The 22,546-nt window shown below is 73.1% G+C and carries 22 protein-coding genes; 13 read left to right on the forward strand and 9 right to left on the reverse strand.

What is annotated here, in order from left to right; translation table 11 throughout:
• The first annotated feature begins 4 nt into the window (after positions 1-4).
• Genes C3492_RS23250 through C3492_RS23270 form a run of 5 tightly spaced genes read left to right on the forward strand, consistent with a single transcriptional unit; the run spans position 5 to position 4,227 of the window.
• Entirely contained in the window at positions 5-1,345 is a 1,341-nt protein-coding gene (locus C3492_RS23250; protein WP_103813692.1) for an L-fuconate dehydratase, read from the forward strand.
• Positions 1,342-2,115 carry an SDR family NAD(P)-dependent oxidoreductase gene (locus C3492_RS23255; RefSeq protein WP_103813693.1) on the forward strand — a complete coding sequence of 258 codons (774 nt, stop codon included), beginning with the start codon at positions 1,342-1,344 and terminating at the stop codon, positions 2,113-2,115. The genes C3492_RS23250 and C3492_RS23255 overlap by 4 nt, the downstream gene beginning before the upstream one ends.
• Positions 2,112-3,080 (forward strand): aldo/keto reductase, encoded by a 969-nt coding sequence (locus C3492_RS23260; RefSeq protein ID WP_103813694.1) that lies wholly within the window; start codon positions 2,112-2,114, stop codon positions 3,078-3,080. Before C3492_RS23255 ends, C3492_RS23260 begins: the two co-directional genes overlap by 4 nt.
• Positions 3,077-3,391 carry an L-rhamnose mutarotase gene (locus C3492_RS23265; RefSeq protein ID WP_103813695.1) on the forward strand — a complete coding sequence of 105 codons (315 nt, stop codon included), beginning with the start codon at positions 3,077-3,079 and terminating at the stop codon, positions 3,389-3,391. Before C3492_RS23260 ends, C3492_RS23265 begins: the two co-directional genes overlap by 4 nt.
• Complete coding sequence (locus tag C3492_RS23270; RefSeq protein ID WP_103813696.1) at positions 3,388-4,227, forward strand: amidohydrolase; 840 nt, start codon at positions 3,388-3,390, stop codon at positions 4,225-4,227. The genes C3492_RS23265 and C3492_RS23270 overlap by 4 nt, the downstream gene beginning before the upstream one ends.
• Here the strand turns inward: C3492_RS23270 and C3492_RS23275 are convergent.
• Positions 4,215-5,636, reverse strand: a complete 1,422-nt coding sequence (locus tag C3492_RS23275; protein ID WP_103813697.1) for a lipase maturation factor family protein — start codon at positions 5,634-5,636, stop codon at positions 4,215-4,217. The genes C3492_RS23270 and C3492_RS23275 overlap by 13 nt on opposite strands.
• A 127-nt stretch (positions 5,637-5,763) precedes the next feature.
• Between C3492_RS23275 and C3492_RS23280 the strand changes: the two genes are divergently transcribed.
• From C3492_RS23280 to C3492_RS23290, 3 genes are all read left to right on the forward strand, one after another.
• A complete protein-coding gene (locus C3492_RS23280; protein WP_258055831.1) occupies positions 5,764-6,933 on the forward strand; it encodes a DUF6777 domain-containing protein in 1,170 nt (389 codons plus the stop codon).
• A 102-nt stretch (positions 6,934-7,035) separates the two neighbouring features.
• The gene (locus C3492_RS23285) at positions 7,036-9,102 is read left to right on the forward strand and encodes a SpoIIE family protein phosphatase (protein WP_103813698.1); all 2,067 of its coding nucleotides are present in this window, start codon (positions 7,036-7,038) and stop codon (positions 9,100-9,102) included.
• Between the two features lie 57 nt (positions 9,103-9,159).
• Positions 9,160-10,023 (forward strand): Fpg/Nei family DNA glycosylase, encoded by an 864-nt coding sequence (locus C3492_RS23290; protein ID WP_103813699.1) that lies wholly within the window; start codon positions 9,160-9,162, stop codon positions 10,021-10,023.
• A gap of 141 nt (positions 10,024-10,164) precedes the next feature.
• On the opposite strand, the gene C3492_RS23295 is transcribed toward C3492_RS23290, so the two are convergent.
• From C3492_RS23295 to C3492_RS23305, 3 genes are all read right to left on the reverse strand, one after another.
• Positions 10,165-10,818 carry a zf-HC2 domain-containing protein gene (locus tag C3492_RS23295; protein WP_103813700.1) on the reverse strand — a complete coding sequence of 218 codons (654 nt, stop codon included), beginning with the start codon at positions 10,816-10,818 and terminating at the stop codon, positions 10,165-10,167.
• A 151-nt stretch (positions 10,819-10,969) separates the two neighbouring features.
• Entirely contained in the window at positions 10,970-11,485 is a 516-nt protein-coding gene (locus C3492_RS23300; RefSeq protein ID WP_103813701.1) for a hypothetical protein, read from the reverse strand.
• A gap of 150 nt (positions 11,486-11,635) precedes the next feature.
• Positions 11,636-12,184: a sigma-70 family RNA polymerase sigma factor gene (locus tag C3492_RS23305; RefSeq protein ID WP_103813702.1), complete on the reverse strand. Its 549-nt coding sequence runs from the start codon at positions 12,182-12,184 to the stop codon at positions 11,636-11,638.
• A gap of 239 nt (positions 12,185-12,423) precedes the next feature.
• Between C3492_RS23305 and C3492_RS23310 the strand changes: the two genes are divergently transcribed.
• Complete coding sequence (locus tag C3492_RS23310) at positions 12,424-13,572, forward strand: CapA family protein (RefSeq protein WP_103813703.1); 1,149 nt, start codon at positions 12,424-12,426, stop codon at positions 13,570-13,572.
• Here the strand turns inward: C3492_RS23310 and C3492_RS23315 are convergent, their stop codons facing one another.
• Together C3492_RS23315 and C3492_RS23320 are read right to left on the reverse strand one after the other, a co-directional pair.
• Complete coding sequence (locus C3492_RS23315; RefSeq protein WP_103813704.1) at positions 13,573-14,994, reverse strand: amino acid permease; 1,422 nt, start codon at positions 14,992-14,994, stop codon at positions 13,573-13,575.
• A 362-nt stretch (positions 14,995-15,356) separates the two neighbouring features.
• A complete protein-coding gene (locus tag C3492_RS23320; protein WP_103813705.1) occupies positions 15,357-15,836 on the reverse strand; it encodes a universal stress protein in 480 nt (159 codons plus the stop codon).
• Between the two features lie 376 nt (positions 15,837-16,212).
• On the opposite strand from C3492_RS23320, the gene C3492_RS46945 reads away from it, so the two are divergent.
• Both C3492_RS46945 and C3492_RS23330 read left to right on the forward strand, forming a co-directional pair.
• Entirely contained in the window at positions 16,213-16,929 is a 717-nt protein-coding gene (locus C3492_RS46945) for a phosphatidylglycerol lysyltransferase domain-containing protein (RefSeq protein WP_374938362.1), read from the forward strand.
• A 6-nt stretch (positions 16,930-16,935) separates the two neighbouring features.
• Positions 16,936-17,772 (forward strand): polysaccharide deacetylase family protein, encoded by an 837-nt coding sequence (locus C3492_RS23330; protein WP_103813706.1) that lies wholly within the window; start codon positions 16,936-16,938, stop codon positions 17,770-17,772.
• A 49-nt stretch (positions 17,773-17,821) separates the two neighbouring features.
• Here C3492_RS23330 and C3492_RS23335 read toward each other — a convergent pair whose 3' ends face one another.
• A complete protein-coding gene (locus C3492_RS23335) occupies positions 17,822-18,493 on the reverse strand; it encodes a class F sortase (protein WP_103813707.1) in 672 nt (223 codons plus the stop codon).
• A 332-nt stretch (positions 18,494-18,825) separates the two neighbouring features.
• On the opposite strand from C3492_RS23335, the gene C3492_RS45150 reads away from it, so the two are divergent.
• Complete coding sequence (locus C3492_RS45150) at positions 18,826-19,665, forward strand: hypothetical protein (RefSeq protein ID WP_103813929.1); 840 nt, start codon at positions 18,826-18,828, stop codon at positions 19,663-19,665.
• Between the two features lie 156 nt (positions 19,666-19,821).
• Here C3492_RS45150 and C3492_RS23345 read toward each other — a convergent pair whose 3' ends face one another.
• Both C3492_RS23345 and C3492_RS45950 read right to left on the reverse strand, forming a co-directional pair.
• On the reverse strand, positions 19,822-20,586 hold the full coding sequence (locus tag C3492_RS23345) for a DUF4239 domain-containing protein (protein WP_103813708.1): 765 nt from the start codon (positions 20,584-20,586) through the stop codon (positions 19,822-19,824).
• A 33-nt stretch (positions 20,587-20,619) separates the two neighbouring features.
• Complete coding sequence (locus C3492_RS45950; RefSeq protein ID WP_258055832.1) at positions 20,620-20,748, reverse strand: hypothetical protein; 129 nt, start codon at positions 20,746-20,748, stop codon at positions 20,620-20,622.
• 779 nt (positions 20,749-21,527) lie between these two features.
• Here C3492_RS45950 and C3492_RS23355 point away from each other — a divergent pair.
• Positions 21,528-22,493 (forward strand): SCO0930 family lipoprotein, encoded by a 966-nt coding sequence (locus C3492_RS23355; protein ID WP_103813710.1) that lies wholly within the window; start codon positions 21,528-21,530, stop codon positions 22,491-22,493.
• Positions 22,494-22,546: the final 53 nt, after the last annotated feature.

The raw sequence follows: 22,546 nt of genomic DNA on the forward strand, positions 1-22,546 counted from the left end.
ATCCGTGTCCGACGCTCCCGCCCGCGTCATCGCGGTCGACACCCACGACATCCGCTTCCCCACCTCGCGCGAGCTGGACGGCTCCGACGCGATGAACCCGGACCCCGACTACTCGGCGGCCTACGTCGTCCTGCGCACCGACGCCGCCGACGGTCTGGAGGGACACGGATTCACCTTCACCATCGGGCGGGGCAACGACGTCCAGGTCGCCGCGATCGACGCGCTGCGCGGCCATGTGCTGGGCCGCGACGTCGGGGAACTGTGCGCCGACCCCGGCTCGCTCTTCCGGGACCTGATCGCCGACAGCCAGCTGCGCTGGCTCGGCCCCGAGAAGGGCGTGATGCACATGGCCATCGGGGCCGTCGTCAACGCCGCCTGGGACCTCGCCGCCCGGCGGGCCGGCAAGCCCCTGTGGCAGCTGCTCGCCGACGCCGAACCCGAGTGGCTGGTCCGGCAGATCGACTTCCGGTACATCACCGACGCGCTCACCCCCGAAGAGGCCCTCGACCTGCTCAGGCGCGGCCGAGCGGGGGCCGGGGAGCGCCGGGCCCGGCTGCTGAAGCGCGGCTTCCCCGCCTACACCACCTCCCCGGGCTGGCTCGGCTACGACGACGACAAGCTCGGCCGGCTCGCCGCCCGGGCCGTCGCCGACGGCTTCCGCCAGATCAAGCTGAAGGTCGGCGCCGACCTCGACGACGACATCCGCCGCTGCCGGGTGGCCCGCGCCGTCGTCGGACCGGAGATCCGCCTGGCGATCGACGCCAACCAGCGCTGGAACGTGGACGAGGCGATCCGCTGGACCAACGCCCTGGCCGAGTTCGGCCCGTACTGGATCGAGGAGCCCACCAGCCCCGACGACGTCCTCGGCCACGCCACCATCCGTCGCGCGGTCGGCCCCGTGAAGGTCGCCACCGGCGAGCACGTGCAGAACCGGATCGTGTTCAAGCAGATGCTCCAGGCCGGCGCCCTCGACATCGTGCAGATCGACGCGGCCCGCGTCGGCGGGGTCAACGAGAACCTGGCCATCCTGCTCCTCGCCGCCAAGTTCGGCGTCCCCGTCTGCCCGCACGCGGGCGGCGTCGGCCTCTGCGAACTCGTCCAGCACCTGTCGATGTTCGACTACCTGGCCGTCTCCGGCAGCACCGAGGACCGGGTCATCGAGTACGTCGACCACCTCCACGAGCACTTCGTCACCCCGGTCGTCATCCGCGACGGCCACTACACGGCACCCACCGCGCCCGGCTTCTCCGCCGCCCTGCGCCCGGAGTCCCTCGCGCGGTACACCTTCCCCGGCGGCACCTACTGGGCCGCCGACCCCGACACCCAGAAGGGACAGGCGGCATGAGCGACTTCGCGGGACTGAGGGCCCTGGTGACCGGCGGCGCGTCCGGCATCGGCCGGGCCACCGCCGACCTCCTCGCCGCCCGCGGCGTCCAGGTCGCCGTCCTCGACCTGGACCCGTCCGCGGTCGACAAGCCCCTCCTCGGGCTGCGCGCCGACGTCACCGACGACGCCTCGGTGCGCACGGCCGTCCAGGACGCGGCCGAGGCGCTGGGCGGGCTGGACATCCTGGTGAACAACGCGGGCGTCGGCGCCCAGGGCACCGTCGAGGACAACGACGACGCCGAGTGGCGGCACGTCTTCGACGTCAACGTCCTCGGCATGGTCCGCACCGCCCGCGCCTGCCTGCCGCACCTGCGCCGCGCCGCCACCGACCGTCCGGGCACCGCGGCGATCGTCAACACCTGCTCCATCGCGGCCACCGCCGGCCTGCCGCAGCGCGCCCTGTACAGCGCGACCAAGGGCGCGGTGTACTCCCTGACCCTCGCCATGGCCGCCGACCACGTCCGCGAGGGCATCCGCGTCAACTGCGTCAACCCCGGTACGGTGGACACCCCGTGGATCGGCCGGCTGCTGGACGCGGCCGAGGACCCGGCCGCCGAACGCGCCGCCCTGGAGGCCCGCCAGCCCACCGGGCGGCTGGTCTCCGCCGCCGAGGTCGCGGCCGCCATCGCCTACTTGGCGAGCCCCCTCGCCGGCGCCACCACCGGCACCGCCCTCGCCGTCGACGGCGGCATGCAGGGCCTGCGGCTGCGTCCGGCGGCGGACCGGTGACCCGCCTGGGCCGCGGGGGCGTCGAAGTCACCCCCCTGGGCTTCGGCGTCGCCGCCCTCGGCAACCTCTACACCCCGGTCGGCGACGATCAGGCGCACGCGGCCGTGCGAGCGGCCTGGGAGCGCGGCATCCGCTACTTCGACACCGCCCCGCACTACGGCCTCGGCCTGTCCGAACGCCGCCTGGGCGCGGCCCTGCGGGAGTACGACCGCGCCGACTACACGGTCTCCACCAAGGTCGGCCGGCGCCTGGAGCCGGCCGACGGCACCGGCGACGACCTGGCCAACGGCTTCGCCGTACCCGCCGCCCACCGCCGTGTCTGGGACTTCACCGCCGACGGTGTCCGCCGCACCCTGGAGGCGAGCCTGGAACGCCTCGGCCTCGACCGGGTCGACGTCGTCTACCTCCACGACCCCGACGACCACGCCGAACAGGCCTTCCGCGAGGGCTACCCGGCGCTGGAGAAGCTCCGTGCGGAGGGCGTGGTGGGCGCCATCGGGGCCGGAATGAACCAGGCGGAGATGCTGGCCCGGTTCGTCCGTGACACGGACGTCGACGTGGTGCTCTGCGCGGGCCGGTACACCCTCCTCGACCAGAGCGCGGCCACCGAGCTGCTGCCCGAGGCGGTACGACGTGGCGTGTCCGTGGTCATCGGCGGCGCCTTCAACTCCGGCCTGCTGGCGGACCCGACCCGCCAGGCGACGTACGACTACACGCAGGCACCCCCGGAGCTGCTGGACCGGGCGCTGCGGATCAAGGCGGTCGCCGAGCGCCACGGCACCACCCTGCGCGCCGCCGCCCTCGCCTTCTGCTCCGCCCACCCGGCCGTGGCGAGCGTCCTGGCCGGCGCCCGCTCGGCGGCCGAAGTCCACGACTGCGCCGACCAGTTCGCGACGCCGGTGCCGGACGCCTGCTGGCGGGAACTGCGCGCGACCGGCCTGCTGCCCCCGGAGGAACCGTCATGAGGGTCGCGCTGCACACCAAGGTCCGCGCGGACCGGGTCGAGGAGTACGAGGCCGCCCACCGCGCGGTCCCCAAGGACCTCACCGACGCCATCCGCGCCGCCGGGGCCACCTCCTGGACCATCTGGCGGTCGGGGACCGACCTCTTCCACGTCCTGGAGTGCGCCGACTACGCCCGTCTCCTCGCCGAGCTGGAACGGCTCCCGGTCAACACGGCCTGGCAGACCCGGATGGCGGACCTGCTGGACGTGGCGCACGACTACTCCGCCGAGGGCGCGGCCGCCACCCTGCCCGTCGTATGGGAGCTGCCGTGAGCGTCGACGCCCACCACCACGTCTGGGACCTGACCGTCCGCGACCAGGACTGGATCCGTGGCCCCGAACTCCAGCCGCTGCGCCGGAACTTCACCGTCGCCGACCTGGAACCCGAGGCCCGCGCCGCCGGAGTCGACCGTACCGTCCTCGTCCAGACGATCACCGTGCCCGAGGAGACCCCCGAGTTCCTCGCCCTGGCCGCCGCCCACGACCTGATCGCCGGGGTCGTCGGCTGGACCGACCTCACCCGCCCCGGCATCGCCGACGAGCTGGCCCGGCTGCGCGCGCTCCCCGGCGGCTCCTACCTGAAGGGCATCCGGCACCAGGTGCAGGGCGAACCCGATCCCGAGTGGCTGCTGCGGCCCGACGTCCTGCGCGGCCTGGCCGCCGTGGCCGACGCCGGACTGGTGTACGACCTCGTGGTCCAGGTTCACCAGCTCCCGGCCTGCGTGGCGGCGGCCCGGGCGCTGCCCCAGCTCACGTTCGTCCTCGACCACCTGGGCAAGCCGCCCATCGCCTCCGGGGACCGCGCGTCCTGGGCCGCCGCCCTGCGTGCCCTCGCCGCCCTTCCCAACACCGTCGCCAAACTCTCCGGCCTGGTCACCGAGGCCGGCCCGGACACCCGGAACCCCGCCGGACTGCGCCCGTACGTCGACATCGCCCTGGACGCCTTCGGCCCCGCCCGGCTGATGACCGGCTCCGACTGGCCGGTGTGCACCCTGGCCATGAGCTACACCGACGTCCACGCGCTCACCCGGGAGGTGACGGCAGGGCTCGGCGAGGCGGAGCGGACGGCGCTGTTCGAGACCACCGCGAGCCGCGTCTACGACCTCTGAACCGCGCCCGCGAGCCGTGTCGGCGGCAGGTACTCCTGCACGAACGTCCGCTCCCAGCACGCCCCCGTCTCCCGCAGCTCCTCCCAGGTCGTGTACCGGTACCGGAACAGCCGGGCCCGGACGTAGCGCGGCGGGGTGTCCGGCGGGAACGGGGAGCGGCGCAGCAGCCGCAGCGTGTCCCGGTCGTTCTCCAGCAGGCGTTCCACCAGGCCGCCGAACCACTCCCCGGCATAGGCCGGCGACAGCGCCGCGAACCACATCAGCCAGTCCAGGCGCAGATGGTAGGGGGCGAACTGGCGCGGCCAGCGGCGGGGATCGCCGGGCTTGCCCTTGAAGGCGTACTCCCGCCAGTCCGAGTCCGGGTGCGGGGTGTCGTCCAGCGTGCCCTCGACGACCACCTCGTAGCGGACCCGGCTGACGCTGCCGAACGCACCGTAGGTGTTCACCAGGTGCAGCGGGTCGAAGGAGCGGTTCATGACCTGGCGGCGGGAGACCATGTTCACCACCGGGCGGTAGCTGAGGAAGAGCAGCAGCGCGGCGACCGCGAGCACCAGCACCTCGTACCACAGCGGCGCCGACGGCACCGGCGGCGCGGTCGCCGGCAGATGGAGCGCGGACAGCGCCAGCACGATGGTGATCCAGTTCAGCCAGGAGAAGTTGCCGGAGAGCACCAGCCACAGCTGGGTGACGATCATCAGCGCGGCGGCGGCCGAGGCGATCGGCTGCGGAGTGAACAGCAGGACCGGTACGACGAGCTGGGTGACGTGGTTGGCGGCCACCTCCACCCGGTGCAGCGGCTTCGGCAGACGGTGGAAGAACCAGCTCAGCGGGCCCGGCATCGGCTGGGTCTCGTGGTGGTAGTCCAGACAGGTCAGCCGCCGCCAGCAGGCGTCGCCCCGCATCTTGATCAGCCCGGCGCCGAACTCCACCCGGAACAGGATCCAGCGCAGCAGGAACAGCACCACGACCGGCGGCGCCACCTCGCCGTTGCCGAGGAACGCGGCGAGGAACCCCGTCTCCAGCAGCAGCGACTCCCAGCCGAACGCGTACCACGTCTGGCCCACGTTGACGATCGACAGGTACAGCGCCCACGGCACCAGCCACAGCAGGATCCCGGCCCACAGCGGCAGCAGCGAGTCCGCCCCCGCCAGCAGGGCCGCCGACACCGCGCAGCCCGTCCAGGCGCAGGCCGCGAAGAAGCGGTCGGAGTAGTGCAGGTGGAACAGGCTGGGGGCGTGCCGGAACCGCACCCGGGCCAGGTGGCGCGGGATCGGCAGCATCCCGCGCTCGCCCAGCAGAGCCCGGAACTGCAGGGCCGCCGTCAGGAACGCGACCAGGTACACGGCGGCCAGGGCCCGCTGGAAGACCAGCCGGCTCAGCCAGTAGTCGGGTGCGGTGAACCAGTCCACGGCTGTGCGCGCCCTCCTGTGCGGCGAACCCGGCGCCGCTGTCGTCACGGCGTTCTCCGAGTTGCCAGCCAAACCTGAGCAATGCCAACAATAGGGCGTAATCACCCACAGTGATGCGGAGTGTGCGGTGCGGATACCCACCCGATCCATCGTCGCGGCCTGGGCGCTCTCGGTGGCGCTCCTCGCCGCCGGCTGTGCGGGCGCCGGTGTCAAGCAGACCAGAGCGGGCGAACTGGTCGTCCTGGAGGCCGCCACCGACCGGGGGCCCGACCCCTTCACCGACTCCACGGAGACCGCCACCACCCGGCCGGAGTCCCCCCGGGGCAGCGCCAGGGTCCAGCCCGGCGAGGTCGAGGCACCCCTGCGCGCGGCCCGTACCGTGTCCGGCGCCACCCCCGGCCTGTACCGGGGCACCCCGCACGTCGCCGCCTGTGACGTCGAGCGGCACATCGGCCGTCTGGTGGCGGACGGGGCCAAGGCCGACGCCTTCGCCCAGGCGGCCGGCGTCACCCGGTCGGCGCTCCCGGGCTATCTGCGCGGCCTGACCCCGGTCGTCCTGGGCGGCGACACCCGCGTCACCAACCACGCCTACCGCGACGGTCAGGCGGCCCGCTACCAGGCCGTCCTCCAGGCCGGCACCGCCGTCCTCGTCGACGACCGGGGCATGCCCCGGGTGCGCTGCGCCTGCGGCAACCCGCTGAAGCCGCCCGCGCCGACCCGCGGCGGTGCCGGGGCCCGGGGCACCCCCTGGGCCGGATACGAGCCGGACCAGGTGATCGTGGTGGCCCCGGCGCCCCGGGCCGTCAACAGCATCACGATCATGGACGCCGCGACCCGTACCTGGATCGAGCGCCGGGTCGGCCCCGATGTGCGCCGGGACAGGATCGTGCCCCCGCCCGCACGGGCCGCCGCCAGCCCGGTCCCGTCCGGTCCGGCGGACGCCGGGCCGTCGGTCACCGGGCGGCCGAGTCCGCGCGAGAGCGGCCCGGCCGTGTCGGAGTCCCCGTCCGGTACGCAGCGGTCCCCGGCGGGTACGCCGTCGTCCCCGTCCGGCTCCGCCGCGCCGGACGGCCGTGGCGATCGCCCGGCCGGTGCCAGCGGGCTCGCGGACCGGAACACCGGGACGACGGCGCAGGAGCCGCCGCCCGCCGAGGACGCCCCCGACCCCGACCCGGTTCTCGATCCGGCCCGCGATCTCTCCCTCGACCTCTCCGTGGCCCCCACGGACCCGGGTGTCTCCGACCCGGACGTCTCCGACCCGGACGTCTCCGATCAGGGCGCCCCCGATCAGGGCTGAGCGCGGCCCCTGCCCGACCGACCTCACCACGCCCCCGCCGTGCACACGTGCCCGGTCGCCGATCAAGTCGAAGAATCGGCCGGTTCCTGGCAAGGTGGCCCCATGGCCGATCGGGGAGCGAGCGCCCTGTCACTCCCGGAGGACTGGCCCGCACACCCGGACCCGATCCTCGCGCTCAACCGCATGGGCAGCTTCGACTGGGACCTGGACGCCGGTCTGTTCCACATGGACGTCCAGGCCTTCGAGGTGTTCGACCTGCTGCCCGAGGAGTACGACGGGCGCCCGGAGACCCTGGCCGTCCGGGTGCCGCCGCCGGAGGCCGCCCGGCTCGACGCGGCGGTCGCCCGTGCGATCAAGGACGGCAGCGAGAACTACGGCGCCTACTTCCGCATCCGCTGCCGTGACGGCACCATGCGCTGGACGCACACCCAGGGCTACATCCGGCGCGACGACACCGGCCGCCCGCGCCGGGTCGTCGGCATCGTGCGCGACGCCACCGAGGAACTCGCCGACAGCGCGGCCCGCAGCCTCCGGGCCGCCCAGGACGAGGCGTTCCGGCAGCAGACCAGTGTCGTCCAGGTCATCTCCGCCGCGCTCGCCCACGCCCGCAGCGTCCAGGACGTCATCGACGTCCTCAAGGACGCGCACGGCATCCGCCACCTCGGCGCGGCCAGCCTGGTGATGGGCCTGGTGGAGGCGGGCCGGATCCGGCTGGTGGCCGAGGGACCGGTGGGCGCCTCCGTCCCCGGGACCCGGATCACCCGGATCGACGAGCCGTACCCGATGAGCGAGGTCGTCCGCACGCTCAGCCCCCGGTTCATCGAATCGCCCGAGGAGTTCGCCGAGGGCTACCCGATCCTCTGGCCGCACCTCACGGACCTGCACGTCACCTCGGCCGCCTACCTGCCCCTGATCGCCCAGGCCCGCCCGATCGGCGCGATGGGCCTGCTCTACGACGACCGGCGCGGCTTCTCCGCCGAGGAGCGCGCCGTCCTCGTCGCGCTGGGCAGCAGCATCGCCCAGAGCCTCATGCGGGCCATGCTCTACGAACAGGAGAAGGACCTCGCCCAGGGCCTCCAGCAGGCCATGCTGCCCCGCACCATCCCCAGCGTCCCCGGCGCCGACGTCGCGGTCCGCTACCGCTCGGCAGCGCTGGGCCGGGACATCGGCGGCGACTGGTACGACCTGATCCCGCTGCCCGGAGGCCGGGTCGGCGCGGTCATCGGGGACGTCCAGGGCCACGACACGCACGCGGCGGCCGTCATGGGCCAGCTGCGCATCGTGCTGCGCGCCTACGCCGCCGAGGGCCACCCCCCGGCCACCGTGATGGCGCGCGCCTCCGTCTTCCTGCACGAACTCGACACCGACCGCTTCGCCACCTGCCTGTACGCCGAGGCGGACCTGTCCACCGGAGTCGTCCAGGTGGTCCGCGCCGGGCACATCGACCCGCTGATGCGCAGCGGTGACGGCAGGTGCGCCCGGGTCGGCGTCGAGGGCGGGCTGCCGCTGGGCCTGTCCGCCGAGTTCGGGCGGCTGGAGTACCCCGTCACCACCCTCGAACTCGACCCCGGCCACACCCTGCTGCTGTACACCGACGGGCTGGTCGAACAGCCCGGCGCCGACCTGGACGACGGCATGAGCGGCCTGGTGGCCCTCGTCTGCGACGGCCCGCGCGAGGTGCGCGACCTCGCCGACCGGCTGATCGAGCTCGCCGAGGAACGGGGCGGCGACGACGACGTAGCGCTGCTCCTGCTGCGCCGCCGCAGCCGCGAGGCCACGCGGGCCGGCGGCCGGCTCCGGCAGCATGTGGCGCCCGGCGACCCGGAGGCCCTCACCCACGCCCGGCACATGATCCAGGCCGCGGTCCGCGCCTGGGGCGCCGACGACCTCGCCGACGAGATCGAGCTGGTCGCCGGCGAACTGATCACCAATGCCCTGATGCACACCGAGGGCTCCGCGATCGTCACCCTGCGGGCCCTGGACGGCGGCGACCGCAGGCTGCGCATCGAGGTCGAGGACGGCTCCAGCGCCCTGCCGCGGCGCCGCGACGCGGGCGAGATCGGGGTCTCGGGGCGGGGCCTGGTCCTCGTGGAACGGCTCTCCGACAGCTGGGGCGTGGAGGCGCGGGGCGGCGGCAAGGCGGTGTGGTGCGAGTTCCGGGTGCCGTAGCCACCGGTCCGGGCGAGACGGCGGGGCGTTGTCGGTGCCGGGTGGCACTCTGGACGTATGCCCGAACTGCCCGAGGTAGCAGCGCTGACGGACTTCCTCACCGAGCACCTGGTCGGACGGCGGGTGGTGCGGGTGCTGCCCGTCGCCATCAGCGTCCTGAAGACGTACGACCCTCCGGTCACGGCCGTCGAGGGAGCCGGGGTGACGGCCGTGCGCCGGTACGGCAAGTTCCTGGACATCGAGACGGACGGCGGGCTGCATCTGGTGGCCCACCTGGCCCGCGCGGGCTGGCTCCAGTGGAGGGACCGGCTGCCGGACGGCCCGCCGAAGCCCGGGAAGGGCCCGCTGGCGCTGCGCGTGGCGCTGGAGACCGGCGAGGGCTTCGACCTGACCGAGGCCGGCACCCAGAAGCGCCTCGCCGTGTACGTCGTCCGCGACCCGGAAGAGGTGCCCGGCATCGCCCGCCTCGGCCCGGATCCGCTCGCCGGAGACTTCGACGAGGACCGCTTCGCCGCCCTGCTCCAGGGCGAACGGCGGCAGCTCAAGGGTGCCCTGCGCGACCAGTCGCTGATCGCGGGCGTCGGCAACGCCTACAGCGACGAGATCCTGCACGCGGCGAAGATGTCCCCGTTCAAGCTGGCCGCCTCCCTCACACCGGAGGAGACCCACCGGCTGTACGAGGCGCTGCGCGACACGCTCGCCGAGGCGGTCGAGCGCTCCCGGGGCGTGGCCGCCGGGCGGCTGAAGGCGGAGAAGAAGAGCGGTCTGCGCGTCCACGGCCGTACCGGCGAACCGTGCCCGGTGTGCGGCGACACCATCCGCGAGGTCTCCTTCAGCGACTCCTCGCTCCAGTACTGCCCCACCTGCCAGACGGGCGGCAAGCCCCTGGCCGACCGCCGGCTGTCCCGCCTGCTGAAATGAGCCCGACGCTCGGCGCCGGCTGGTGCGGAGGCCGATGACCACCGCTCCCCGTCGGCACACCCGGCCGTCGACGACGGGCCCGAGCACCAGGGCGAGTTCGGCCGGGGTGAGGGCGGCGCCCGGGCCGGGGTCCCGGTGCGGTCACCGTGGCCGTACCGTGACCAGCCGTTTCCCGTCCGTCGTGCGGATCTCGAACCGGGCGATCTGGTCCGGACGCATCGCGGCGGCGCCCATCGCGGTGGTGGGCCGGGTGCCGTCGCCCGCGTTGGTCCAGCCGGCGACGACCTGTTCCGTGCCGTCGCGGCCGACCGCGACCAGCCGGCAGGTGTGCGCTCCGGAGCCGTCCTTGACCTCCAGCCGCAGATCGCTGCCGAAGCCCTCCTCCGCGGAGGTGACCCGCGCCCACACCCCGGTGTCCGGATCGGTCGCCGCGGCGACCTGTGCGGCCGGGTCCGTGTGGCCGGCGAAGGCCACGATCCCGGGGCCGGCCACGGCCAGCACCACGGAGGCGGCCAGGCCGTACAGCATCCGGCGGCGCCGCGTCCGCCGCAGGCGCGCCAGCTCGCCGAACAGCCGGTCCGGCAGCCGGGGGCCGGGCTGTGCCATGGGGTGCACGAAGCGCGGCGTGGCCCGGCGGTACAACATCAACTGCCGGGTCGTGGCTCCGAATTCGGTCACGTGTGCCGCGCACTGAGGGCACTCCATGAGGTGGTCCTCGAAGCGGAAGGCCTCCGCCTCGTCCAGCACGCCGAGCGCGTACGCGCCGACGTCGCGATGCCTTTCCAGGGACCTCATGCCGAATCCTCGTGCCGAAGGGTGGGGGAAGGGTTACTCCTTGCTCCCACCCGTACGCAGGCGACCGCCGAATCACTCAAGCCGCGCACGAAATCACGGACAAGAGATTCGGAGCGGCCCGGCCCGCGGATTGGTGTGAATTCCGGAAGGTTCAGAAGAGGTGGATCGCGAGGTGCCCGAGGGGCAGCCCGAGCCGCCAGGCGGGGGTCCACACCTTCGGCCCGTCGTCCTCCCCGAACACCGCGCCCCCGCCGGGGACCGCGTCCAGGTCAGGCGCGAGCAGCTCGGTCTCCTCCAGCCAGCGCCAGGCGTCCGCCGCCAGTGCCAGGTCGGGGCTGGGCGTCCCGGAGCCGGCCGCCCGCTCGGTCAGCTCGGCCAGGCGCTCCCGTACCCAGTCCTGCCACGGCTGGTCGTAGGCGGTCAGGGACAGCCAGTTCTCCAGCTGGGAGATCACCCGGATGCCGGACAGCTCCCCGTCGGTGTCGGACAGGAAGACGGTCAGCGCCAGCGCGTCCCGGCCGGCCCGGAACTCGAACGACGTCGGTGGCATCAGATCGCCGGTGCGCAGCAGCTCGTCGGCGATGTACTCGGCGTACAACCAGGCCATCGGAACGGCCAGTTCACCGCCGTCGGCGCCGTCCGTGCTCTCGTGCCCTCTGTGCAGCATCCCTTCCTGCCTTCCTCCGGTGCGTGCGCGTCGCCCGGCCCCCGCCGGGACCGCGGCCCCGGTGCCCGCCGGAACGCGGATGAGGACAGCCCATGCCCGAACGGATGCCGCAGCAAGGCGCTTTACCGAGGTTTGACCCGGCTCCCGGTTTCACCGCAGGTCGGTCGCGTAACCCGGAAGGCCCCGGCGCAGGGCGCGCAACGCGTAATACGCGCGGGATTTCACGGTACCGGGTGGGATCCCCAGGGTCTGCGCCGCTTCCGCCACACTGGCCCCGCGGAAATACACGAGTACCAGTACGTCACGGTGCTCCGGCGTGAGTGTCTTCACAGCCTCCCGGACGTCGAGCATCGCGGCGGCCCGCTCGGCGTGATCAGCGGTCACCCGCGCGTTCTCGGGGACCTCGTCGCCGATCTCGGGCGGCCGCGCCTGCCGGGCCCGCCGGGCGTCGATCGCCAGCCGCCGGGCCACGGTGAGCAGCCAGGGCCGTACGGAGTCGTAGCCGTCGGCGTGCAGCGCCTCCGGATGCTGCCAGGCGCGCACCAGGGTCTCCTGGACGAGGTCCTCGGCACGCTGCCGGTCTCCGTCGCAGAGCCTGAACAGCAGGGCGAACAGGGGTCCGCCGTGCTCGCGCTGGAGCGCGGCCAGCTCGTGCTCGGCGGTCGTCGTCCCGGGGGTGAGTGAGGTTCCGGCCGTCATGGCCGTATGGCAGCGCAGGGCGCGGCCGGCGGACAGGGGGCGGACCCGGTTGTGCGACGGACGGTCGAACGCGTCGGCGAACGGTCGGACGAGCGGTACGCCAGGACCAGGGCGAGCGGTACGTCAGGACCCCGGACGGGCTAAGGACAGCTCTCGTGCCGTTTATCCGACTCATCAGATTCATACCCATATGCCCGTGACGGCTTCATCTGTATATACGACAATCTTGGGGTGAGTTGATGATCGGACGCAGACAGCAGGTGGCCCTGGCCCTGACCGCCGTCCTCGCGGCCGGAGCCGCCTGCCAGAACCAGAACCGGGAGTCCGGCGCGGAGGGACACGCCGCGCCCGCCGCCGCGGACGGCTTCACCCTCGTCGCCTCCGGGGACGTCCTGCCGCACACCTCCGTCATCGAGCGCGCCTCCTTCGACGCCGGCGGCAGCGGCCACGACTTCCGCCCGATGCTCGCCGGCATCAAACCACTGGTCGCCCAGGCCGATCTGGCTCTGTGTCACATGGAGACCGTCTACGGCGCCGACGGCGACTACGCCGGCTACCCCGACTTCAAGTCCCCGCCGCAGATCGCCCAGGCCCTCGCCGACACCGGCTACGACGGCTGCTCCACCGCCTCCAACCACGCCCTGGACGACGGCGCCAGCGGCATCCGGCGCACCCTCGACGCCATGGACCGGGCCGGCCTGCGGCACGCCGGGACCGCCCGCAACGAGGCCGAGGCCCGCTCGGTCACGCTCCTGCGGGCCGGCTCGGCCAAGGTCGCCCACCTGTCGTACACCTTCGGCACCAACGGCAACGCGCTGCCGCCCGGACAGCCCTGGGCGGTCAACCTGATCGACGCCGACCGGATGATCGCCGACGCCCGCGCGGCCCGGCGGGCCGGCGCCGACGTGGTCGTGCTCTCCGTGCACTGGGGCACCGAATGGCAGGACGAGCCCGACCGGCAGCAGCTCACCCTCGCCCAGCGGCTCACCGCCTCGGCCACGGCCGGCCGCCCGGACATCGACCTGATCCTCGGCACCCACGCCCACGTCCCGCAGGCGTACGAGAAGGTCAACGGCACCTGGGTGATCTACGGGATGGGCGACCAGATCGCCGGCGAGATGTACAACGGCGAGGGCGCCCAGGACCCGCGCGGCAACGAGTCCACCCTCGGCCGCTTCACCTTCGCCCCGCCCGCCCGGCCGGGAGAGGCCTGGCGGGTCACCAAGGCCGAGTTCGTTCCCCAGCTCTACGACCTCGACGCGGGCCGGGTCGTCGACCTCGACAAGGCCATCGCCGAGGGCGCCGAACTGGAGGGGGTGCGCAACCGGATCAGGGACGTGGTGCTCAGCCGGGGCGCCGGGCAGGACGGGCTGGTCATGGCGGAGTGACTACGGCGCCGGCCGCTCCGCCAGCACCGAGCGGCGGTAGGAGTAGCCGAAGTAGACACCGCAGCCGATCAGGAACCACACCGCGAACCGGACCCAGGTCTGCCACTGCAGGAACGTGATCAGCCAGATCGAGAAGACGACCCCCAGCGCGGGCACGACGGGCATGCCCGGCGTCCGGAAGGTGCGCGGCAGCTCCGGCTGCCGGTAGCGCAGCACGATCACCGCCGTGCACACCACCACGAACGCGAGCAGGATGCCGATGTTGGTCAGCTCGGCCGCCTCGCCGATCGGTACGAACCCGGCGATGACGGCCGAGGCCAGCCCCACGATCCAGGTCACCCGGGTGGGCACGTGCCGCGTCGGGTGCGTCTTCGCGAACCACCGGGGCAGCAGTCCGTCCCGGGACATCGAGAACCACACCCGGGTCACGCCCAGCATGAACGTGAACATCACGGTGAGGATGCCGATGATCGCGCCGACCGCGATCACGTCCGCGAGCGCGCCCAGCCCCACCGACTTGAACGCCGTGGAGAAACCGCTCTCCGGATCGATGTGCTGGTAGTTCTGCATGCCCGTCAGCACCAGACAGGCCGCCACGTACAGCACCATGGAGATCACCAGCGAGTAGATGATCGCCTTCGGCATGTGCCGCTGGGCGTCCCTCGACTCCTCGGCCGCCGTCGACATCGCGTCGTAGCCGAACACGGCGAAGAACACCGTCGCGGCGCCGGTGAACGCCCCGCTGATGCCGAACGGGAAGAACGGATGGTAGTTGCGCGTGTCGATGTGGAAGACGCCCACCCCGATCACCAGCAGCACCACCAGCACCTTCAGCGCGACCACGAACGTCTCGAAGCGGGCCGCGCTGCGGATGCCCTGGTTCAGCAGCCAGGCGATCAGCAGGCAGAGCAGGGCCGCGAAGAGGTCGACCCGGTGCCCGGACCCGGTGCCGGGCGCGCCCAGCATCCACCGCGGCAGGTCGGCGCCCATCTGCTCCACCAGGAAGCTGAAGTAGCCGGAGATGCCGATGGCCACCACGGCCACGATCGCGGTGTACTCCAGCAGCAGGTCCCAGCCGATGAACCAGCCCGCGAACTCGCCGAGCACCGCGTAGCCGTAGGTGTACGCCGACCCCGCCTTCGGGATCAGCCCCGCGAACTCGGCGTACGACAGCGCCGCGCAGGCGCTCGCGACACCGGCGATCAGGAAGGACACCAGCACCGCGGGCCCGGCCGTGCCGTTCGCCACCGTTCCGGCCAGCGTGAAGATGCCCGCGCCGATGATGCCGCCCACACCGATGGCGGTCAGCTGCCAGAGCCCCAGCGACTTGTCCAGCCGGGTGCCCTCGCCGACCTCCGTCTCCTCGATGTGCTCGATGGGTTTGCGGCGGAGAATCCCCTCACCCGCGCGGAGCCTGTCCATGGGCCTCACCTCTTCGCCGACGGCAAACGGCTGACGGCCGATCATGATGGCCCAGTGGAGATCCCCAGGGAAGACGCCACGCACGGCCCACGCGGAGCCCGGACCCGACCTCCGGCGAGCACGACGGGCCAGTGGCCGGCGACGGTACGGGTGCACCCCGCCGCCGGGGTGATCGAGGCGCGCGGCGATGCGGACGGGGGAACGCGTCCCGGCGATCGGGGCGCCCCCCGAGAAGCCGTCCCGGTCAGGGGGCACCGGGCCGGCCGGAGCCGCGGCAGGCGCGGGCGCCCGTGCGGTCCGCCGCGCCCCCGGTGGTCCGAGCGCCGGTCTCACCTCCGCCGAGACGCCCCCGCGGCGCCGCCCTACGGCACGACCGTGACCGGCCAGCGGCCGGCCTTCACCAGGCGGACCGCCACCGAGCCGATGATCCGGTGGCCGGCCTGTTCCGAGGCGCCCACCACCACCGCGTCCGCCTTCAGCTCGTCCGCCGCCTTCACCAGCCCGTTGTACGGGTCGCCGCGGAAGGTGTGGAACTCCCAGCGCACCTCGAACGTCCCCTTGAGCCGCTCGGCCGCGTCGCGGATCTGCGCGACCAGGTCCTCGGCGATCTCGTCGGTGGTCTCCGCCACCGGCGCCCCGAGCGCCGCCCCGGCCGCGAGCACCGGCTGCACGTACACCACCGCCAGCAGCGCGCGCTGGCGCCGGGCCAGACCCGCCGCGTACGCCGCGGCACGCATCGAGGAGTCGGAGCCGTCCACGCCGACCAGGATGACCTTCGGTCCGTCCGTGCCCCGTTCGAACCGGTGCGCATGCGAGTGCTGCTCGTGATGCTGTTCCGTCACGGCAAGAGGCTATCGGAATCGACCGTTCCTGGTGAACGGCGGTTCACGAGGGGCCGCTCGTCGGGCGGGGCACGGCGGCCCTTCCCGGAGTCGGAGCCATGACCGCCGCCGCGGAGCCGCCGCACGGAGGGCCGCCACAGCGCCGCACACCTGCCCGCCGGCGGACGCCTCGGCCGGGGCCCGGAGGCCTTCCCGACCCCCTTCGCCACCCTCGGCCTGCTGTGCGCCCCGCTCCCGATCACCAGCCCGCTGCGCCGGTGCGGCGGGAGACGGCGTACAACGGAGATCGCCGTGAGGCCGACGCCTGGCGGGACAGCGAGACCGAGCGTGGCTCCTCCATGGCCCTGGACCGGCTCGGCTCGCGCCGGCCTCCTGCATGCCCTGGGCCCACGACGGCGTCTGCCTGGACCTGACGGACCGTCACCGGGGGACCCCCGAAGAGGTCATGGAGTTAGCGGTCGCCGAACTGTGCGCCGCCGCGTCGAAACTGGACGTGCGCCGCGTCTCCCCGGACTTCGCCGTCGTCCGCTCGGCCTTCGAGCAGGACGCCCGCGTCGGCGCCGGACCGGTCCTGCGGCTGTGGCGCCGGCCGCTAGCTGTTCCTCTCCGCTGGTGGCAGCCGGAGGCCCCGTACCGCTCCGACGTCGAGCACCTTTCCGAGTGGTACCCGCGCTTCGTCTCCGTCCCTTCGTTGCGCAAACTCCGGGGAAAGGGGCACCCGGAGAGCGGACGGCGGCCCGCCACCACGGCGGGCCCGCCGTCCGTGCCGGTGTCCGGCCCCGCCGGAGGGGACGGGGCCGGGCCCGCCACCCCCGGACGCGGGCCCGCCCGACGGGCGGACCCGGCCCCGGCCTCGGCGTCGACCGTAGCGCCGTCGCGGTGTACGTGCGGGGGCGACCGCGGGTCCGTCATGGCCGTTCGCGCGGTTCCCCGCGCCGCTGGGGAGCTGCCGTGCCGTCGGCTTCGTGGCACCCGCGCCCTGCCGGCGCCGGTGAACGGACGGGGGACGCTGACGCCCACTCCGCTGTCCGGGTGTATTACCGCCGCCGCACCGGTGCCGTTGTGGTGCGCCGGAGCCCGGTGGGGCGACTGATGGGTCATGCAGAAGGATCAGTTGTTCACCCGGCGCCGGATGCTCCTCGCCGGCGTCGCCGCCCTGGGAGCGGCGGGCACCGCCGGAGTAGTCCTCGCGCAAGGCGGCGAGGAGACCGCCGGGACCGCCGCGGCCCCCGTCGCCGGCCCCCAGGCCCGCCAGGCGCTCAAGCCCTCCGCCTTCCGGCTCCAGCCGCTCACCGGAGACGGACCGCCACGCGCCGCCCCCCGCAGGCTGAAGGTGCGGAAGGAACCCATCATGCGGGTCTCCACGAGCGGCCGGCACATGGTGCTGACCTTCGACGACGGCCCCAACCCGGCGTACACCCCGCACATCCTGGACACCCTCGCCAAGCACGACGTACGGGCGATGTTCTTCGTCTGCGGGGAGTGCGTCGTGCAGAACAGGGAACTGCTGGCCCGGATGGCCGACGAGGGCCATGTGGTCGGCAACCACACCTGGACGCACCCGTTGCTGACCGAGCTGAACCGCCGTGAGATCCGCTCCGAGATGGAGAGCACCAGCGACGCCATCGAGGACGCCTACGGGGAGCGCCCGCAGTGGTTCCGCGCTCCCTACGGCGCCTGGAACCGCGCCGCGTTCCAGCTCGGCGCGGAGATGGGCATGGAACCGATGGCCTGGACCGTGGACACCACCGACTGGATGGAGCCCGGCACCCGCACCATCATCGACCAGGTGGAGAACGGCGCCGCCCCCGGTGTCGTGGTGCTCTCCCACGACGCCGGGGGCGACCGCTCGCAGACCGTCCGCGCGATCCGCGAGTGGCTGCCCTATCTGCTCGACTCCGGATACCGCCTCACCGTGCCGCGCCGGCGCGTGTGACGCCTTCCGGCCGTCCCGGCTCCTCCTCCGCCCGTCTGGCCGCGGTGGTTCAGACGACCGCGGCCAGACGGGCGAAGACCACGACGTTCCCGTCGTAGCCGTTCTGCTTCGAGAAACCACCGCCGCAGGTGATGACCCGGAGTTCCGGTGCGCCCTTCGAGCCGTACACCCGGTCGCCGGGGAAGTTGGTCTTCTCGAAGACCTCGACCCCGTAGATCTCGAACACGGCGGTCTTGCCGTCCTGGCGCAGGACCTCGACCTGGTTGCCCTTCTTCAGCGCCCCGAGCCCGTAGAACACGGCGGGGCCCTGCTTGTTGTCGACGTGTCCGACGATGACCGCGGTGCCCTTCTCCCCCGGGGACACGGCGCCGGTGAACCAGCCGGCCAGGCCCGGGTTCTCCGGCGGCGGCGCGGCGACCCAGCCGTCCGCGTCCAGCCCGACCTGCACGACGGGCGCGTCCACCTGGATCGCCGGGATCCGGACCCGCTGCACGGGGGAGAACGGCAGGGGGGCGGGCGCCGGTGCGTAGGTGCCCAGGGTGGCGCGGTTGTCCGGGGCCGCCGCGGTGGCGGGCTGCGGCGGGCCGACGTCGAATTCGCCCGAGCCATTGCGAATGAGCGCCAGGCCGGTCAGCAGAACAAGCGCTATCACGCCCCAGGGGGCACGCTTCCTCCGCCGCTCCTCCTCTTCGGCAAGCTGGGCCAGCTTGGACGCAGACATTCGTCACCCCTCTCGACGCGGGCCTCGCCACGTCCCTCGCGCATGGGAAAACGCTAAGTCCCGCGCGTGCGGCGGGCGACGGGTCGAACGGCGAACGGGTGGCCTCGCACCCGGCCGGTGCGCCATCCGAGTTGCCGTTTCCAGGAAATTTCTGACGGTCCGTGACCTGCGGCAATATCCGATTGTGTGGTTGTCCGTCGGCGTGTCGGCTCACCAGGACGGACCATTCTCGACATGCGGGCGTGTTCTGCGCGTCTGAGGGTCTACCCGGGAGGTGTTTTCTCGCCGATCCACCGGGGACGGGACCCGGGGTGCCTCCCGCGGAGGATCACATGCGCAACCAACGCGCCCTGGCCGCGGCGTGCACCGCGGTCGCCGTGCTCGGGCTCGCGGCCCCCGACGCCGTCGCGGACGGCATGGGCAACGGGGGCGGACCCAGCAGCACCGACAACAACGCCACGGTCATCGTGCCCGGTACCGGCAACATCGGCACCTTCAGTGGGAACGGCGTCCTCCCGGGGAACGGCGTCTTCCCCGGGAACGGGAACTTCAACGGGAACGGCCACTTCAACGGCAACGGCAACGGGAACTTCAACGGGAACGGGAACGGGAACGGCCACGGGAACGGGAACTTCAACGGCAACGGCAACAACCGGGGCGGCGAGGGCAACGGCCGAGGACGCGAAGGCAACGGCCGCGGGGGCGAGGGCTTCGGCAACGGACGCGGAGACGACTTCGGCCGCGGGAACGAGTTCGGGGGCCGTGGCGACGACTTCGCCAACTCGGGCGACATCTTCGTCACACCGGACATCGTTTCGGCCGGGGGCCGCCTCACCATCATCGTGAACGGCTGCCGGCGCGGTACGGCGAGTTCCGACGCCTTCGGCACCATCGACCTGGAACAGTTCCACGACGACACCGCGCGGGGTGTCGCCATCGTCGACCGCGACGCCGGCCGCGGCCGGTACGACGTCACCGTCCGCTGCGACGGCCGCACCCTGACCCGCCGCGGTGCCTTCAGTGTCGTCGGCGGCGTCAACGGCGGTTTCGGCGGCAGCAGGACCAGCGGCGCGACGCCCACCGACATGGCCATCGGCGGCGGCCTGGTGGGCGCGGCCGTGCTCGGCAGTGGTGCCTTCTGGATGCGCCGTCGGCACGAGAAGCGCGCCTGAGTCCCCGGTGCGCCGCCGAGGCCACCGGATCCGTCTCCCGAGCACACGCACGTCGGCAGGCCTTCGCCCCGGTTCCTCGCGGAAGCGGGGGCGAAGGCCTGCCGTGGCTGCCGTCCCGGTCCAGCGGCGGGCGCCGCTCCGGCGGGACGGCGGGGGTCACCCGGTGATGCCCGGGAACAGGCTCTGGAACGGCTCGGCCGTCACCGCGATGCCCCGGCTGTAGGGCGCGTCGAAGTCCCAGATGAGGAACAGCATGAAGGCGATGGTCGCGGAGAACAGCCCGGCCAGGACCAGTTCGCGCCCGGTGCGCCGGATCTGGAGCGCGAACACCATGCCGATGGTGATCAGCGCGCCGGTGAACAGCCCCCACCACACGACCGGCGGCATGGTGGCCCCGGTGGAGTCGGCGCGCGCGTTGCGCGCCTGGTCGGCGGTGGCCATCTGGTCCAGCAGCGGCTGGTAGGCCTGCGCCTCGAAGTCGTTCTTCGGCTGGTAGTCGGTGACGGCCTCCCGGACCTTGTGCAGCAGTTCGGTGCCGCGGTCCGTGACCCGCTCCTCGTCCGCCATCGTCCGCCACTCGGTGTGGACGACGTAACCGACGTAGGCGTCGACGTCCGCGCGGATCCCGTCCCGGACGTCCGGCGGGTAGACCCGGACCCGCTCCGAGATCTCGTGCAGCGCCTGGGCCTCGGTCTGCACGTGGTCCTGGGCGGTGTTGCGGGCCTCCCACACGCCCGCGATGGCCAGTCCCAGGACGATGGCGTAGATGACGCCGATCCACATCGTCATGTACTCGATGACGTCCGGGGTCTCGTTGGGATCCTCGTCCTCGGCGGCCGCCCGGTGCCGTAGCAGCGTGATGACGACCACCACGGCACAGGCCCCCAGCATCGCGAGGACGAGAACAAGCCAATCCGACAACTGATGCCTCCAGGGAGTGAGGGAGCCGGCGCGTCAGCGCGGGCGCAGCGCCGCCACGGCGACGATCGCGGGGACGGTGATGAGCAGGACGTAGGTGACCGGTGAGGTGTGACCGCGCGTGGGGCGGCTGATGGCGTGGGGGTGGTACTCCGGGTAGCTCACCGGGGTCACGGAGGGCCGTGGGGTGGGCTTGGGCGTCGGCTTCGGCGCGGGTCTCGGCGGTGCCGGCGGTGTGGGGGTGGGTGTCGGCCGGGGAGCCGGGGGAGCCGGGGGCGGCGGAGCGGGCCGGGCGGGCGGTCGCGGTGCGGGGGCCGGCCTGGGCGGCGGTTCCGGCGTCGGCCGGGGCGGCGGTGTGGGAGTCGGCGTCGGAGTCGGCTCGGGCGGAGGCGGCGGCTTCGGCGGGGGCGGTGTGGGAGTGGGCGTCGGTGTCGGCGTCGGCGTCGGCGGACACGGTGGCGGGGGCGGCTTCGGACAGGGCGGGTCGGGCCAGTGGTGGCCGCCGGCATGGGCCACCGCCACCGTGCCGTCCGGGCCCGTGGAGGCGTACGCGCAGGCGTCGGCCGACGCGCTGCCGGCCGGCCAGCCCACCAGGGCCCAGGTCAGCGTCAACAGGGCCAACACCCGTGTGGCGGGCGCGCATCGGGTCACTTCGGGTCCAGGCACGACCGAGATCATGAGGCGCGGAAGGCCGCCGTACCCCGCAGTGGGCCGAGATTGCTCCGAAAGAGGGAGATGGGGTGATCGGAGGTTTGACGAGCGGAAGAGTCCACTATCGCCCCGTATGTCCCTCTGGTGTTCCCGCTGCGGCCCGGGCACCGCACGGCACTGCGGAAAGAATTTCCGGCCGCCGTTGAACACCGGGGCCCCTGCGGTGCGTACCCATGGCCGTGCGGCGGCACATCAGGGCGCTGCAATATCCAGGCGATAATGGGGAGTTGACGATGAAGACCTCCTGGCGGACCGCCTCACTGGTGGCGACAGCCGCTTCTGTGCTGGCGCTGACGACGGCGTGCGGTCAGGACAATGCCACCACTCCCGCGTCGGCGGCCCAGAACGTCGGGGCCACGGCCGCGGCCGGCGACTACGGCAGCCCGGGCAGCGGCACCGCTGCGGGCGCGGGCAACGGATACGGTGCCGACGGCAACCAGAGCTCCAGCTCCCCGGCCCCGGCCAGCCCCGCGGGCAAGCTCACCGTGGCCGGCAACCCCCAGCTGGGCAATGTGCTGACCGACGGCTCCGGCCTCACCCTCTACCGGTTCGACAAGGACACCGCCAACCCGCCCAAGTCCAACTGCGACGGCGACTGCGCCACCACCTGGCCGCCCGTCCCCGCCGCCGACGCCACCGCCGGCGCCGGCATCGACAAGGCCCTGCTCGGCGAGGTCACCCGCGCCGACGGCTCCAAGCAGCTCACCGTCGGCGGCTGGCCCGCCTACCGTTACGCCAAGGACGTCAACGCCGGTGACGTCAACGGCCAGGGCGTGGGCGGCAAGTGGTTCGCGCTCGCCCCCACCGGCAAGAAGGCCAAGCTGTCCGACCTGCCCGGGCTGTCCGTCCGCAAGGACGCCAAGCTGGGTGACATCGTCGTCGACAAGAACGGCATGACGGTCTACCGCTTCATGAAGGACCAGGCCTGGCCGAAGTCCGTCTCCAACTGCACCGGCGCCTGCCTGGAGAAGTGGCCGGCGGTCGGCCCGGTCAACGCCGACGACACCGAGGGCGTCAAGAAGAAGGGCCTGATGCCCTTCACCCGCCCCGACGGGGTGAAGCAGATGACCGTCAACTGCTGGCCCATCTACACCTTCTCCGGGGACAAGGCCCCGGGCGACACCAACGGTCAGGGCGTGGGCGGCACGTGGTACGCCGTCTCGCCCGACGGAAAGCCGGTCGGCGCGCCGGGCGACTGATCACCTCCCCAGGTCGATCGCCCCGCCCGCCCCGGCGCGCGGCCGAAGATCCG

The organism is Streptomyces sp. Ru62 (assembly GCF_002920615.1).
Taxonomy (GTDB): domain Bacteria; phylum Actinomycetota; class Actinomycetes; order Streptomycetales; family Streptomycetaceae; genus Streptomyces.